Source organism: Pelomonas cellulosilytica (genome assembly GCF_021353265.1).
GTDB classification, from domain to species: Bacteria; Pseudomonadota; Gammaproteobacteria; order Burkholderiales; family Burkholderiaceae_C; genus Pelomonas; species Pelomonas cellulosilytica.
The window spans coordinates 466,445-479,531 of the sequence record NZ_JAJTWU010000001.1 but is presented as its reverse complement, the minus strand read 5'-3'; the positions used below and the strand labels follow the sequence as shown (position 1 = coordinate 479,531).

Annotated in this window: 14 protein-coding genes; 4 read left to right on the top strand and 10 right to left on the bottom strand. The window is 68.5% G+C overall.

Annotated elements, in window-relative coordinates:
* Positions 1-25: 25 nt before the first annotated feature.
* The gene (locus tag LXT13_RS01955) at positions 26-292 is read right to left on the bottom strand and encodes a hypothetical protein (RefSeq protein ID WP_233369922.1); all 267 of its coding nucleotides are present in this window, start codon (positions 290-292) and stop codon (positions 26-28) included.
* 64 nt (positions 293-356) lie between these two features.
* Between LXT13_RS01955 and LXT13_RS01950 the strand changes: the two genes are divergently transcribed.
* Positions 357-761 carry a YchJ family protein gene (locus LXT13_RS01950; protein ID WP_233369921.1) on the top strand — a complete coding sequence of 135 codons (405 nt, stop codon included), beginning with the start codon at positions 357-359 and terminating at the stop codon, positions 759-761.
* On the top strand, positions 758-1,444 hold the full coding sequence (locus LXT13_RS01945) for a pseudouridine synthase (RefSeq protein WP_233369920.1): 687 nt from the start codon (positions 758-760) through the stop codon (positions 1,442-1,444). Before LXT13_RS01950 ends, LXT13_RS01945 begins: the two co-directional genes overlap by 4 nt.
* 6 nt (positions 1,445-1,450) lie before the next feature.
* Here LXT13_RS01945 and LXT13_RS01940 read toward each other — a convergent pair whose 3' ends face one another.
* A complete protein-coding gene (locus tag LXT13_RS01940) occupies positions 1,451-3,397 on the bottom strand; it encodes a CocE/NonD family hydrolase (RefSeq protein WP_233369919.1) in 1,947 nt (648 codons plus the stop codon).
* 94 nt (positions 3,398-3,491) lie between these two features.
* Here LXT13_RS01940 and LXT13_RS01935 point away from each other — a divergent pair, with 94 nt between their 5' ends.
* Positions 3,492-4,358, top strand: coding sequence for an ADP-polyphosphate phosphotransferase (locus tag LXT13_RS01935; protein ID WP_233369918.1), 867 nt, complete (start codon positions 3,492-3,494; stop codon positions 4,356-4,358).
* Between the two features lie 12 nt (positions 4,359-4,370).
* Here the strand turns inward: LXT13_RS01935 and LXT13_RS01930 are convergent, their stop codons facing one another.
* Positions 4,371-5,444: a WD40/YVTN/BNR-like repeat-containing protein gene (locus LXT13_RS01930; RefSeq protein WP_233369917.1), complete on the bottom strand. Its 1,074-nt coding sequence runs from the start codon at positions 5,442-5,444 to the stop codon at positions 4,371-4,373.
* Positions 5,445-5,446: 2 nt separating this feature from the next.
* Entirely contained in the window at positions 5,447-5,716 is a 270-nt protein-coding gene (locus tag LXT13_RS01925; RefSeq protein WP_233369916.1) for a MoaD/ThiS family protein, read from the bottom strand.
* An 86-nt stretch (positions 5,717-5,802) separates the two neighbouring features.
* Between LXT13_RS01925 and rarD the strand changes: the two genes are divergently transcribed.
* Positions 5,803-6,687, top strand: a complete 885-nt coding sequence (gene rarD / locus LXT13_RS01920; protein WP_233369915.1) for an EamA family transporter RarD — start codon at positions 5,803-5,805, stop codon at positions 6,685-6,687.
* Here the strand turns inward: rarD and ahpF are convergent, their stop codons facing one another.
* The 6 genes from ahpF to LXT13_RS01890 all read right to left on the bottom strand — a co-directional run bounded on the left by ahpF (position 6,688) and on the right by LXT13_RS01890 (position 13,058).
* The gene (gene ahpF / locus LXT13_RS01915) at positions 6,688-8,253 is read right to left on the bottom strand and encodes an alkyl hydroperoxide reductase subunit F (RefSeq protein ID WP_233369914.1); all 1,566 of its coding nucleotides are present in this window, start codon (positions 8,251-8,253) and stop codon (positions 6,688-6,690) included.
* Between the two features lie 202 nt (positions 8,254-8,455).
* Positions 8,456-9,019, bottom strand: coding sequence for an alkyl hydroperoxide reductase subunit C (gene ahpC / locus LXT13_RS01910; protein ID WP_233369913.1), 564 nt, complete (start codon positions 9,017-9,019; stop codon positions 8,456-8,458).
* Between the two features lie 122 nt (positions 9,020-9,141).
* Positions 9,142-10,272 carry an HD-GYP domain-containing protein gene (locus LXT13_RS01905; RefSeq protein ID WP_233369912.1) on the bottom strand — a complete coding sequence of 377 codons (1,131 nt, stop codon included), beginning with the start codon at positions 10,270-10,272 and terminating at the stop codon, positions 9,142-9,144.
* 37 nt (positions 10,273-10,309) lie between these two features.
* Complete coding sequence (locus tag LXT13_RS01900; protein WP_233369911.1) at positions 10,310-11,407, bottom strand: DegT/DnrJ/EryC1/StrS family aminotransferase; 1,098 nt, start codon at positions 11,405-11,407, stop codon at positions 10,310-10,312.
* Complete coding sequence (locus tag LXT13_RS01895; RefSeq protein WP_233369910.1) at positions 11,407-11,988, bottom strand: acyltransferase; 582 nt, start codon at positions 11,986-11,988, stop codon at positions 11,407-11,409. Before LXT13_RS01895 ends, LXT13_RS01900 begins: the two co-directional genes overlap by 1 nt.
* Positions 11,988-13,058, bottom strand: coding sequence for a Gfo/Idh/MocA family protein (locus tag LXT13_RS01890; protein WP_233369909.1), 1,071 nt, complete (start codon positions 13,056-13,058; stop codon positions 11,988-11,990). Before LXT13_RS01890 ends, LXT13_RS01895 begins: the two co-directional genes overlap by 1 nt.
* Between the last annotated feature and the right edge of the window lie 29 nt (positions 13,059-13,087).

Sequence of the window (13,087 nt, the reverse complement as noted above, 5' to 3'; positions counted from 1 at the left end):
GCATTTTAAGGAGGGGCCCCCGCCCTTATCTGCGCCTGACCTTGCCCGCCCGCCCCGCCTTGGACCATTCGTAGGCCTCGCCATCGGGCGTGCGACCGCCCTCCACCGCCGCGACGCCGGGCCGGCCGATGTGGTCCGCCAGCTCCGTGGAGATGCTGACGTGTCGGTGGCCGGCACGGCGCCGGTCCTCGGCCCAGGCCAGCGCCTGGGCCAGCTCATCGCCCGAGAAGAGCTGGCAGACGGGCTCGGCGGCATCGCCCTCGCCTTCAAGCCAATAGACCACGATGCCCACGCAGACCTCCCTCGTCAAACCCGCAGCGTAGCGCGGACACCGTCTCGTGCATGATCGGCGGCCCATGAAAGACATTGCGCGCCTTCCCTGTCCTTGCGGCCAAGCCCGCCTCCACGCCGAGTGCTGCGGCGCCTGGCACACTGCCTTCGCTGAGGGCCGCGGGCTGCTGGCGCCCTCGCCCGAGGCGCTGATGCGCTCGCGGTACTCGGCCTTCGTGCTGGACCGGCTCGACTACCTGCTGGCCACTTGGCACGCCAGCACACGCCCCGCCACGCTGGAGCCTTCCGAACCTGGCCTGAAGTGGCTGGGGTTAGACGTGAAGCGCTCGGCCCTGCAAGACGTCGACCACGGCACCGTCGAGTTCGTCGCGCGCAGCAAGCTGGGCGGCCGGGCGCACCGGCTTCATGAGACGAGCCGCTTCGTGCGCGAGGGCGGCATCTGGTTCTACGTGGACGGCGACCTGTCTTGACGCTGCCCGTCCTGCACGCCGACGAGCACCTCGTCGCCATCGACAAGCCGCCCGGACTGCTGGTGCACCGCACGCAGCTCGCAGCGCACGAGGGCGAGGCGGCCTTGCAGCTGCTGCGCGACCAGCTCGGCCGGCCGGTGTGGCCCGTGCACCGGCTGGACCGGGGCACGTCGGGCGTACTTCTGTTCGCGCTGTCGGCGGAAGTCGCGTCGCTGCTGGGCGCGATGTTCGAGCAGGGCCTGATGGAGAAGCGCTATCTCGCGCTGGTGCGGGGCTGGCCGGCGCGGGACGGCGGCCTGGTCGACCATCCACTGGCCCGCGACCCGGAGCTGCCGTCGGCCGGCCAGCCGATGCTCGACGCGCAGACGCACTGGCAGGTGCTGCAACGACTGGAGTGGCCTGTGGCGACCGACACCCGCTTCGCCACCACGCGCGTTGCGCTGCTGGCAGCAGAGCCGCTGCAGGGACGCCGGCACCAGATCCGACGGCACCTGAAGCACATCGCCCATCCCATCCTCGGCGACGCGACGCATGGCAAGGGCCCACTGAACCGTGCGGTGGCCGCCCATCTGGGTCTGCAGCGGCTGTGGCTGCATGCCGAGCGGCTGGTGCTGACCCACCCGATCACCGGTGCGCCGTTGGCCTTGCATGCGCCAACGGACGCGCACTGGCCGCGGGCCTGATACTCGTCAGCGCTGCGGGGGCAGCACCCGCACGTCCAGCGCCGACGGCTGGCCCTGCCAACGGTACAGCTTCTGCGTCGCGACCTGGAAGTCCTCGGCTCGCGCGCTGCGCAGCGGCACGAAGGTCTGCGGGTTGCGGTCGATCAGCGGGAACCAGCTGCTCTGCACCTGCACCATGATGCGGTGGCCGCGCCGAAAGTTATGGTTCACGTCCTGCAGCGTGACCTTCAGCTCCTCGATCTGGCCGGGCACCATGGCCTCTGGATGCTCGAAGCTCTTGCGGAAGCGCCCCCGCAGCGGGTCGCCGCGCACCAACTGCTGGTAGCCGCCGAGCGGCGCGTCGGGCGCCGCCACGTCGTCAGCGCGCGAGCGGCGCTTGGCCGGCGTCTCGTCCTCCAAGTCGGCCGGGTAGACGTCGACGAGCTTGACGACCCAGTCGGCGTCCATCCCGGTGGTGGATGCGAAGAGCCGCGCCGTGATGGGGCCTGCCAGCGTCACGTCGTCTTCCAGCACGTCGCTGCGGTAGGTCAGCACGTCGGGTCGGGTGGCGGCGAAGCGTTGGTCGCTGACCATGTATTCCTGCGGCATCTCCAACGCCGGGTAGCCGACGAAGGGAACGGGCTTGGCCGGGTCGCTGACCCAGCTGTCGAAGGCCGGCGCCGCATCGACGGGCGGCGTGAACGTGAGCCGCCCGCCCGGTGCGAAGTAGAGCTTGCGCGGCTCGGCGGCCGCCGGCGGCCAGGCGTCGTAGCGGCGCCAGACGTTGGTGCCGGTCTCGAAGACCGTCGCGCGGGCGATGGGCGTCTTGGCGGCCTTGGCCTCGGCGTCAGGCCGCAGGTTCTGCTCGAAGAACGGCAGCAGCACCTCCTTCTGGAACTGATCGGACGTGGGCTGCGCGAAGGACACCCGGCCCAGGCGCCGCCCCGGCGTGCCCACCCAGCCGCCGTGCACCCACGGGCCCATGACGAGGCGGTTGTCGGTGGCCGGGCTCTGCCTACCGATGGCGCGGTAGATGGCCAGCGGGCCGGCGAGGTCCTCGGCGTCGAACCAGCCGCCGACCGTCAGCACCGCGGCACGGATGTTCTTCAGGTGAGGCGTCAGCGCGCGGGACTGCCAGAAGGCGTCGTAGCGATCGTGCCCAAGCTGGTCGTCGAAGTAGCGGTTGCGCGGCCCGTCGCGGCCCAGGCGCTCGGCGATGGCATCGAGATTCTGGAACTGCAGGAAGAACTCGTAGCCGTCCTGCGTGCCGTAGTCGAACTCCGGCCAGCGTTTGGGCGGCAGCACCGGCGCGCGCTGCTCCTTGAAGAACGTGTAGAAGCCGAAATTGGCCGCCAGCATGAACGCACCGCCGTGGAAGCTGTCGTCGCCCATGAACAGGTCGGCGATGGGCGCCTGCGGCGACGCGGCCTTGATGGCCGGGTGCGAATCGATGATGGAGGCGGCCGTGTAGAAACCGGGATAGGAAATGCCCCACAGGCCTACGCGGCCGTTGTGCAGGGGCACGTGGTCCAGCAGCCACTGCACGGTGTCATGCGTGTCGCTGCTCTCGTCCACGTCGGCCGGGCCGTTCTTCACGGCCTTGGGCGGCGTCATCTCGACGAATTCCCCCTCGGACATGAAGCGCCCGCGCACGTCCTGGCAGACGACGATGTAGCCGGCCTTCAGGAAGGCCTCGCCCGGCACGAGGCGGCGCAGGCCGTCACGGTCGACGCCGTAGGGGCCGCAGCCGTAGGGCGTGCGCGTCATCAGGATGGGATAGCGCCGGCTGTGATCCTTGGGGACGTAGACGGCGGCGAAGAGGCGCTTGCCGTCACGCACCGGGATGCGGTACTCGTACTTGGTGTAGTGCTCGCGCGGCTCGTAGGCGGGCGGCTTGTCGTCTTCTTCGGCCGCATGGGCGACGGGGCCGGCGGCCAGGGCCAGCAGCAACAGCAGGAATGGGCGAAACGACATCGGGCAGATCTGTATGAGCGGGGACGCAGTCTGACACCACTCGGCCCGCACTCGCGCTACGCTGCGGCCTCGCCCCACCTGCAGCCGCACCGCCATGACGATCGACATCGAGCCCTACCGCGTCCGACCCGGCAGCGCCCTCAAGCTCAAGACCTGGCCCACCACCGTGGCGCCCCTCTACCGCGACGAGCACGACTACAAGGAGCAGCTGGCCGGCCACGTCAATCAGCTCAGCGAGCTGCAGAACCTGCTGTACGCGCACAACCGCTATGCGCTGCTGCTGATCTTCCAGGCCATGGACGCAGCGGGAAAGGACAGCATCATCAAGCACGTGATGTCGGGTGTGAACCCGCAGGGCTGCCAGGTGTTCAGCTTCAAGCACCCGAGCGCGCAGGAGCTGGAGCACGACTTCTTGTGGCGCACGACGCAGGCCCTGCCGGAGCGCGGGCGCATCGGCATCTTCAACCGCTCCTACTACGAGGAGGTGCTGATCGTGCGAGTGCACCCGGAGATCCTGGCCGCCCAGTCGCTGCCGAAGGAGGCGGCGCGTCCCCCCAGGCTCTGGACCGAGCGCTATGACTCCATCAATGGCCTTGAGGCACACCTGCACCGCAGCGGCACGCGCATCCTGAAGTTCTTCCTGCACCTGTCCAAGGAAGAGCAGCGCCAGCGCTTCCTGGCACGGCTCGACACGCCATCCAAGCACTGGAAGTTCAGCAGCGCCGACCTCGACGAGCGCGAGCGCTGGAGCGACTACATGAAGGCTTACCAGGCCTGCCTGAGCGCCACGAGCACCGAGCACGCGCCCTGGTACGCCGTGCCGGCCGACGACAAGCGCAACGCACGGCTCATCGTGTCGCAGGTCATCGTCGAGCAACTGCAGGCGCTGAAGATGAGCTATCCGGCGCCGAGCTTCGACGCCACAGAGCTGAAGAAGATCCGCGCACGGCTGAAGGCGTGAGCGGCCGCCCGCTCAGCCGAACTTGACGGCGTAGACCGGCGGCAGCCTGGCCGGCAGCATCTGCCAACTGTCGCCGGCGTCGCTGCTGGACCAGAGCCCACCGGTGGTCGAGCCCATCATCAGCTGCTCACCCGCATCGTCCACGGCCAGGCCGTGGCGGAAGACGAGGTCGTAGCAGTGCTGCTGCGGCAGACCGTCGCGCAGCGCCTCGAAGGTCTGGCCGCCATCGCGCGTGCGTGTCACGCACAGCGCCGCATCGACGGGCAGGCGCTGCATGTCCTTGACGGCCGGCGCGAACCAAGCGGTCAGAGGATCGTGCGGATGCGCCGCCACGGCGAAGCCGAAGCTGGACGGCCGGGCCTGCAGCTGCGCCCAGGTCGCGCCGTTGTCGGCGCTGCGAAAGATGCCGCAGTGGTGCTGGCACCAGAGCACGTCCGGCTCGCTGCGGCAGCGGGCGATCAGGTGCGGGTCTTGCGAGTTCTCGTCGCCAGCCAGTTCGGGCGGCATGTAGTCGGCCATCATGCCCTTGGCGCTAAGTGCCCAGCTGGAGCCGCCATCCGTCGTGCGCCAGGCGCCGCCGCAGGACACCCCCACCAGCAGCTCGTCGGCCCGCTGCGGGTGCGGGCAGATGGAATGCATGGCCGGCGCCGGGTTGCCGCCGCCCATCCACTGCGTGCGGCGCGGGTCGGCCCACAGCGGCTCGTTGAGTGTCCAGGTCTCGCCGCGATCCTGGCTGACGAAGAGGCCGCCCGGCACGGTGCCGCACCAGATGGCATCGCCTACGCGCTCCAGCGAGAAGACATGGTCCAGCTTCCACGGCGGGCCCTCGGCGCCGTCGGGCTGGGGTGGGAAGGTGGGAGCAGCCACCTCGTGCCAGGTCTGGCCGGCGTCATCGCTGGCATGCACCTTGGCGCCGAAGTGGCCCAAGTTGAGCGCGGCCAGCATGCGGCCCGAGGCGTCGGGTGGCAGCAGCATCGACACCGGGTCGGCGATGAAGCTGAGTTGCTCGATCTGCCAGCTGCCGTTGCGGCGGCGCAGTTCGAAGAGACCCTTTCGCGTGGCGGCCCAGGCACGATCGTTGGACATGTTCAACCTCCAGACAAGGCTTGCAGGACATGGACCCGGCTGTCGGGTCCGAGGGGATCGGTCAGCCCGTGCGGGTCGCGCACACGGCGGCCGTCGATGAAGACGACCACGTTGGCGCGCAGGTGGCCCTGGTCGTCGAGGACGTAGCCGCGCAGCCGCTCGTTGAAGACGAAGGCGGCGTCCAGGCCGGCGCGCAGCGTCGCAGCGCCGGTGTCGACGATGGGCGTGTCGACGAAGCGATGCAGCTGCGGCGTGAATTCGATGCGGGCCATGTCCTCTCGACGAACGAACGTGACTCCATTCGACAGGCGTGCCCTCCGCCCGGCCTCCGGAATTACCCGCCCCCGACAATGCCGCGATGAACCCCGGCATCCTCTACGCGCTCGGCGCCTACCTCAGCTGGGGGCTGTTCCCGCTGTACTTCCGCCAGATCGCCGCCATCCCGGCGCTGCAGATCGTGGCCCACCGCACGCTATGGTCGCTGGCCTTCGTCGCCGTCGTCCTGCTGGTGACCGGGCGGCTGGCCTGGCTGCGCGACGTGAGCGGCGCCACGTGGCGGCGCTTCACCGTGTCAGCGCTGCTGATCGCGGTGAACTGGCTGACCTACGTCTGGGCCGTGGGCCACGGGCATGTCATCGACGCGAGCCTTGGCTACTTCATCAACCCGCTGGTCAACGTGGCGCTGGGCTTCGCGGTGCTGCACGAGCGGCCGCGGCCGGTGCAGTGGGCGGCGGTGGCGCTGGCCACCTTCGGCGTCGTGTGGTTGACGGTGGCGGCCGGCCGGCTGCCCTGGGTCGCATTGCTGCTGGCGGCGAGCTTCGGGCTCTACGGGCTGATGCGCAAGACGGCGGCCCTGGGCGCGCTGGAGGGCTTGTCGCTGGAGGCGCTGCTGCTGTCGCCGCTGGCGCTGGCGGCACTGCTGCTGGCTTGGCAGGCCGGCGAGCTGGCGGGCCAGACCGCCACGGACTGGGCTTGGCTGATCGGCACGGGGCCTGTGACGGCCGGCGCGCTGCTGCTGTTCGCGGCCGGCGCGCGGCGCATTCCGCTCGCGACGATGGGCATCGTGCAATACGTGTCGCCGTCGCTGCAGTTCCTGCTGGGCGTGTTCTTGTTCAAGGAGCCGATGGACGCCACGCGGCTCGTGGCGTTCGGCTTCATCTGGGCGGCGCTGGGGGTCTACAGCGCAGAGGGCCTCTGGCAGAACCAGCGGGCCCGCCGCGCGGCGCCCGCCAGGCCGCTGTGATCAGGCCGCCGCCGGCTGGCGCATCAGGTAATCGAACGCGCCGAGCGCTGCCTTAGCGCCATCACCGGCCGCGATGATGATCTGCTTGAACGGCACGGTCGTCACGTCACCCGCGGCGAACACGCCGGGCACCGATGTCGCGCCCTTGGTGTCGACGACGATCTCGCCGTGCTTGCTCAGCTCCACCGTGCCGCGCAGCCATTCGGTGTTGGGCACGAGGCCGATCTGCACGAAGCAGCCGTCGACCTCTACGCGCTTGCTGTCGCCCGTCACGCGATCGGTGTAGTTCAGGCCGTCCAGTTTGCCGTCGTGGCCGGTGAACTCGGTCGTCTGTGCGTTCGTGATGATGGTGACGTTGGGCAGGCTGCGCGCCTTGGCCACCAGCACCGCATCGGCCCGCAGCTCGGCGCCGAATTCGATCAGCGTCACATGCTTGACGATGCCGGCCAGGTCGATGGCCGCCTCCACGCCCGAGTTGCCACCGCCGATGACCGCGACCGGCTTACCCTTGAACAGCGGGCCGTCGCAGTGAGGGCAGTAGGCCACACCCTTGTTCTTGTACTCGGCCTCGCCGGGCACGTTGACGTTGCGCCAGCGCGCGCCGGTGGACAGGATGACCGTCTTGCCCTTGAGGCGGGCACCGTTGCTCAGCTCTACTTCCACGAAGCCACCGGGCTGCGCCGACGGGATGAGCTTCTCAGCGCGCTGCAGGTTGTGGATGTCGACCTTGTAGTCCTTCACATGGCCTTCCAGCGCGGCGGCGAACTTGGGGCCGTCAGTGACTGACACGGAGATGTAGTTCTCGATGCCAAGCGTGTCGTTGACCTGGCCGCCGAAGCGCTCGGCCGCGACGCCGGTGCGGATACCCTTGCGCGCCGCGTAGACGGCCGCCGCCGCGCCGGCCGGGCCGCCACCGATGATGAGCATGTCGTAGGGGTCCTCGGCATCCAGCTTCTTCGCATCACGCGCAGCGGCGCCGGTGTCGAGCTTGGCGACGATCTCCTCCAGGCTCATACGGCCCGAGGCGAAATGCTCGCCGTTCAGGTAGACGCTCGGCACCGCCATGATGTCGCGAGCCTCGACCTCGGCCTGGAACAGGCCGCCATCCACGACGGTCGTGCGGATGCGCGGGTTGACGATGGACATCAGCGACAGCGCCTGCACGACGTCCGGGCAGTTGTGGCAGGTCAGGCTCATGTAGATCTCGAAATCGAGATCACGGTCCAGTGCCTTCACGGCGTCGATCTGGGCCTGTTCGACCTTAGGCGGGTGGCCGCCGGTCCACAGCAGCGCGAGCACCAGCGACGTGAATTCATGGCCCAGCGGGATGGCCGCGAAACGCAGGCTCTGCTCGGTGCCGGTGCGGCGCAGCAGGAAGGACGGCGTACGCGTGTCGACACCGTCGGTGCGCAGCGTAATCTTGTCGTTCATGCTGGCGATCTCGTCCAGCAGCTCGCGCATCTCGGCGCTCGCGGCGGACTTGTCCAGCGACGCGACGATTTCGAAGGGGAGCTTGACGTGATCCAGGTAGCCCTGGAGCTGGGTCTTGAGGGCGGCGTCCAACATGGTGAGGTCCTTTCAGGAAGGCGTGGCGGGGCTGGCCACTGCTGAAAGGGTCCCCGAGGCGTCGGAGGCCCTTTCAGCAGAGCCCGGGGGACTCTGTGAAGGGAGGGAGCCCTGACGGGCTCGATGCAAGAAGCATCTGGATCAGTGGGGGCCAGTGCTTGCCGCTGCGCGACAAGGTCCAACCCTCACACTCATCACCTATTTAGATCTTGCCAACCAGGTCCAGCGACGGCGCGATGGTCTTGGCGCCTTCGTTCCACTTGGCCGGGCAGACCTCGCCCGGGTGCGCGGCCGTGTACTGGGCAGCCTTCAGCTTGCGCAGCGTTTCCTTCACGTCACGGGCGATCTCGTTGGAGTGGATCTCGGCGGTCTTGATGACGCCGTCCGGGTTGATGACGAAGGTGCCACGCAGCGCCAGGCCTTCCTCCGGGATGTGCACGCCGAACGCGTTGGTCAGCGTGTGGGTCGGGTCGCCGACCAGCGGGAACTTGGCCTTGCCGACGGCCGGCGAGGTCTCGTGCCACACCTTGTGCGAGAAGTGCGTGTCGGTCGTGACGATGTAAACCTCGGCACCCATCTTCTGGAACTCGGCGTAGTTGTCGGCGGCGTCTTCGACTTCCGTCGGGCAGTTGAACGTGAAGGCGGCCGGCATGAAGATCAGCACGGACCACTTGCCCTTCAGCGTCTCGTCGGAGACTTCGACGAACTTGCCGTTGTGGAAGGCCTGGGTCTTGAACGGTTGGACTTGGGTGTTGATCAGGGACATGGTCTGCTCCAGTGGGGGTGGGGTGGATGGGATAGAGAGAACTATATCGAATAGATGTTTTCAGTTGAAAACATTTATCAAATCGCCGTTATTGACGCCGGCTATCGCCGAGGTCACGAGGCTCAGGCCTCGTAGCGCCGATCGTAGAGCTGATGCGGGCTGAGTTTCACGCGCAGCGTCTGCGGCGCGGCGAGGCCGGTGATGGCGTGCTCCGGCAGCGCAGTGTCGCGGCGGACGGGCGAGCCCAGCGGGTCGCCATGACGGTTCAGGACCGCGCTGACGATAGGGGTGTTGCCCGCCGCGCCGCGCCTGACGGCGACGGCGATCTCCCCGCTGGCCAGCTTGACCAGCGTGCCCGGCGGGAACAGGCCCATCTCCTTGACGAGGAGCGCAGCGAGCGCGTGGCCGTTGCTGCCGGTATAGAGGGTCTTGGCCGCCTGCGGGGCGGCCATGCCTGGCCGGCCACCACGGCTGGCCAGCTTGGCCAGGAAGATGTCCACCAGGCGCAGCAGCTGTGCCGTCTCGACCGGCTGGTCGAGGTTCTGCGGGTAGCCACCGCCGCCCGGCTGCTCGTGGTGCTGGGCCACGGCGCTCAGCCATTCGGCATCGTCCAGGCCGGCATTGCGCAGCCAGGCCACTGCTTCGTCGGGATGCCGGTTGATGGCGGCGCGCTGCGGCGGCAGCAGCCGCCCCCCCCGCGAGGCGAGCCGGCCCTGCAGATCGATGATGGACAGGTTCATCGTCAGCGCCGCGCCGACGAGGCTCTTCTGCCGTTCGGCGGGCCAGCCCAAGCGCCGCGACAGCAGCGCGCAGAGGGCGCCCGCGTGCAGCAGGTGCACAAGACCGTAGATCTCGTGACGGCTGTGGTCGTGCTGCACGATGACGAAAAGCAACTGGTCCGGAAAGCGCTCTGCCCAGCCCAGCAGTTGCGCGGCGCATTCCTTCACGCGAGGCAGGAACAGCGTCTCTTCCGGAGAACGCAGCAGCACCGACAGCCGCGTCTGCAGGCCCTCCCAGCGGGCGAAGAAGTCCTCGCCACCGACGCCATCGTCGTTGCCGCGCTTGGACGCGTCGCGCAGTTCATCGAGGTCGACGAAGACGCCACGGTTCAGCAGCGCTTCGCGCATCTGCTCGCTGGGCACCATCTGGCCTTTGGCGAGCAACAACTTGCCCTCAGCGTCGCGAACCCCGAACGGCAGAGGAGCCGCGGCCTTGATGTGGCCACCAACTTGCTGAATGGGAACGAGTTTCATGCGCCTGTCAGGATGTCCGGGCGCGACACTAACAAACTCAGGCCAGGGCCGCCCTCAGGGTTGCCACGACCTCGTCCTGCTGTTCGTCGCTCAGGTCGGCGCTCATCGGCAGGCTCATGACGCGCGACGCCGCCGTGAGGCTGTGCGGGCAGGCCTCGGGCTCGGCGTAGCGGGCATAGGCCGGCTGGTGATGCAGCGGCCGCGGGTAGTGCACCGCCGTCGGGATACCCGCCGCCTTCAGCGCCGCCTGCACCGCCTCGCGGTCCTCGACGAAGACGGTGTATTGCGCCCAGACGCAGTCGCGATCGGGGCGAACTGCCAGCAGTTGCACCCCCGGCGCGGCGGCCCGCAGCTTGCGGGCGTAGGCGTCGCCGAGCGCCAGCCGACGCTCGATCTCCCAGTCGAAGCGGTCCAGCTTGCCCAGCACGACGGCGCATTGCAGCGTGTCCATGCGCCCGCCCACACCCACTCGCGTGTGCAGGTAGCGCTGGCTCTGGCCGTGCGTGCGGATCTCGCGACAGGCTTGCGCCAAGCTGTCGTCGCTCGTGAAGATGGCGCCGCCGTCGCCATAGCAGCCCAGCGGCTTGCTCGGGAAGAAGCTCGTGCAGCCAAAGGTGGACAGGTTGCAGCTTTTCTTCGCCGCATACGTGGCACCGAAGCTCTGCGCCGCGTCTTCGATGACGGCCAGCCCGTGCCGGGCCGCGATGGCGTTGATGGCGTCCATGTCGGCCACCTGGCCGTACAGGCTCACCGGCATGACGGCCTTCGTCCGCGGCGTGATGGCCGCCTCGATCAGCGTCGCATCGATGTTGGCCGTGTCCGGCTCAATGTCGACGAACACCGGCACACCGCCGGCCAGCACGATCATTTCCGCCGTCGCCGCGAACGTGAACGGACTGGTGATGACTTCGTCGCCCGGCTGCAGCTCCAGCGCCATGAGGCTGATCAGCAGCGCCTCCGTCCCGCTGGCCACGCTGATGCAGTGTTTCGCACCGGTGTAGGCCGCGAGGCGCTGCTCCATCTCCTTGACCTCGGGGCCCAGGATGTATTGGCCGTGGTCCAGCACTTTCTGGATGCGGGCATTGATGTTGTCGCGCAGCGCCGCGTACTGACTCTTGAGATCGATGAAGTCCATCAGAGAAGCGTGAGTTGCTCGCCGGTGAGGCGGTAGCGGTCGCCCGTGTGCGGGCAGGTGGCGTCCAGAGGCTCGGCGCTGCGCACGGGCAGCGGCAGCTTGTCGCCATGGCGGCTCATCCAGCCGATCTGGCGCGCGGGCACGCCCACCATCAGCGCGAAGTCCGGCACGTCGCGATGGACGACGGCGCCCGCGCCGATGAAGGCGTGACGGCCGATGGTCGTGCCGCAGACGACGGTGCAGTTGGCGCCCAGCGTGGCACCCTGCCTCACCAGCGTGCGGCGGTACTCGTCCTTGCGCGTGACGGCCGAGCGCGGGTTGTAGACATTGGTGAACACCATGCTGGGGCCGCAGAACACGTCGTCCTCCAGCGTGACCGCGTCGTAGACGGACACGTTGTTCTGGATCTTGACGTTGTGGCCGATGCTCACGTCGCTGCCGACATAGACGTTCTGGCCGAACGAGCAGCGCTCGCCGATACGCGCGCCGGCGCTGATGTGGACGAAATGCCAGACGCGGCAGCCATCGCCCAGCTGCGCGCCGTCGTCGACGATGGCGCTCGGATGAATGGTAGTGGCCATCAGTAGTGCAGTGGGAGGTTCACCCGCTTGCCATCGCGCGCGCTCATGTACATGGCGATCAGCAGCTCCAGCGACTTCAGGCCTTCGCGGCCGTCGGTCTCGGCCTCGGCCTCGCCGCGCAGCGTGTTGATGACGTTGTCGTAGTACAGCGGATGACCGAAGCCGTAGACCGACGTGGTCTGGTAGCTCGCGTCGGCAATCTGCGCGTCCATCTCGTGCGGCGTGTCGAACTGCCAGTGCTGGATCTCGTTGACGGCCAGGCCGCCCACACGCACCGAACCTTTCTCGCCCAGCAGCGTGATCGAGCCTTCCAGGTTCTTCGGGTAGGTCAGCATGCTGACGTTGACGGTGCCCATCGCGCCATTGCGCCACTTCAGCGCCGCTACGCCGCTGTCCTCCACCTCGATGTTGCGCGCCAGCGTGCCGGTGTAGGCCATGACGCTCTCGACCGGGCCGACGATCCAGTCCAGCAGGTCGATGTAGTGGCTGGCCTGGTTCATGAACGCGCCGCCGTCGAACTCCCAGGTGCCGCGCCAGGCGGCGCTGTCGTAGTAGCTCTGCGGCCGGCTCCAGAACACGTTGACGGCCACGTTGTAGAGCCGGCCGAAGCGCCCCTCGGCCACGGCGCGCTTGAGCAGCTGCAGCGTCGGGTTGCGGCGATTCTGCTTGACGACGAAGAGACGCACGCCGGCCGCGTCGCAGGCCTTGACCATGTCCAGCCCGTCCTGCCAGCGCGTGGCCATGGGTTTCTCGGTCATCACATGCAGGCCCGCCTGCGCCGCCTCAATGGCCTGGCCCGAGTGCAGGCCGCTGGGCGTGGCCAGCACGGCGCAGTCGGCCGCCAGCGTGGGCTGGGCAGCCAGCAGCTCACGCAGGCTCGCGAAGCCCTGGGCGCCGGACTTACCCACGGCGGCGGACAGTGCCGCCGCGTCCGTGTCGCACACCGCCACCAGCTCCGCGCGTTCGGCATGGCGCTTCAGGGCTTCGATGTGGTTCTGCGCGATGCGGCCGCAGCCAATCAGCGCGAAGCGGACCTTGCGGCCCTGGACGGGCGGGCGGGACGTGGGCATGGGAAATCCGGGGAACTTGATCCCCCGGA

Bases quoted from the DNA above. Each gene is read 5' to 3' on its own strand.
- LXT13_RS01925 (WP_233369916.1), bottom strand. From the start codon at position 5,716: ATGGCCCGCATCGAATTCACGCCGCAGCTGCATCGCTTCGTCGACACG.
- ahpC (WP_233369913.1), bottom strand. From the start codon at position 9,019: ATGTCCCTGATCAACACCCAAGTCCAACCGTTCAAGACCCAGGCCTTC.
- LXT13_RS01890 (WP_233369909.1), bottom strand. From the start codon at position 13,058: ATGCCCACGTCCCGCCCGCCCGTCCAGGGCCGCAAGGTCCGCTTCGCG.
- LXT13_RS01900 (WP_233369911.1), bottom strand. From the start codon at position 11,407: ATGGACTTCATCGATCTCAAGAGTCAGTACGCGGCGCTGCGCGACAAC.
- ahpF (WP_233369914.1), bottom strand. From the start codon at position 8,253: ATGTTGGACGCCGCCCTCAAGACCCAGCTCCAGGGCTACCTGGATCAC.
- LXT13_RS01950 (WP_233369921.1), top strand. From the start codon at position 357: ATGAAAGACATTGCGCGCCTTCCCTGTCCTTGCGGCCAAGCCCGCCTC.
- LXT13_RS01935 (WP_233369918.1), top strand. From the start codon at position 3,492: ATGACGATCGACATCGAGCCCTACCGCGTCCGACCCGGCAGCGCCCTC.
- LXT13_RS01930 (WP_233369917.1), bottom strand. From the start codon at position 5,444: ATGTCCAACGATCGTGCCTGGGCCGCCACGCGAAAGGGTCTCTTCGAA.
- LXT13_RS01940 (WP_233369919.1), bottom strand. From the start codon at position 3,397: ATGTCGTTTCGCCCATTCCTGCTGTTGCTGCTGGCCCTGGCCGCCGGC.
- LXT13_RS01895 (WP_233369910.1), bottom strand. From the start codon at position 11,988: ATGGCCACTACCATTCATCCGAGCGCCATCGTCGACGACGGCGCGCAG.
- LXT13_RS01905 (WP_233369912.1), bottom strand. From the start codon at position 10,272: ATGAAACTCGTTCCCATTCAGCAAGTTGGTGGCCACATCAAGGCCGCG.
- rarD (WP_233369915.1), top strand. From the start codon at position 5,803: ATGAACCCCGGCATCCTCTACGCGCTCGGCGCCTACCTCAGCTGGGGG.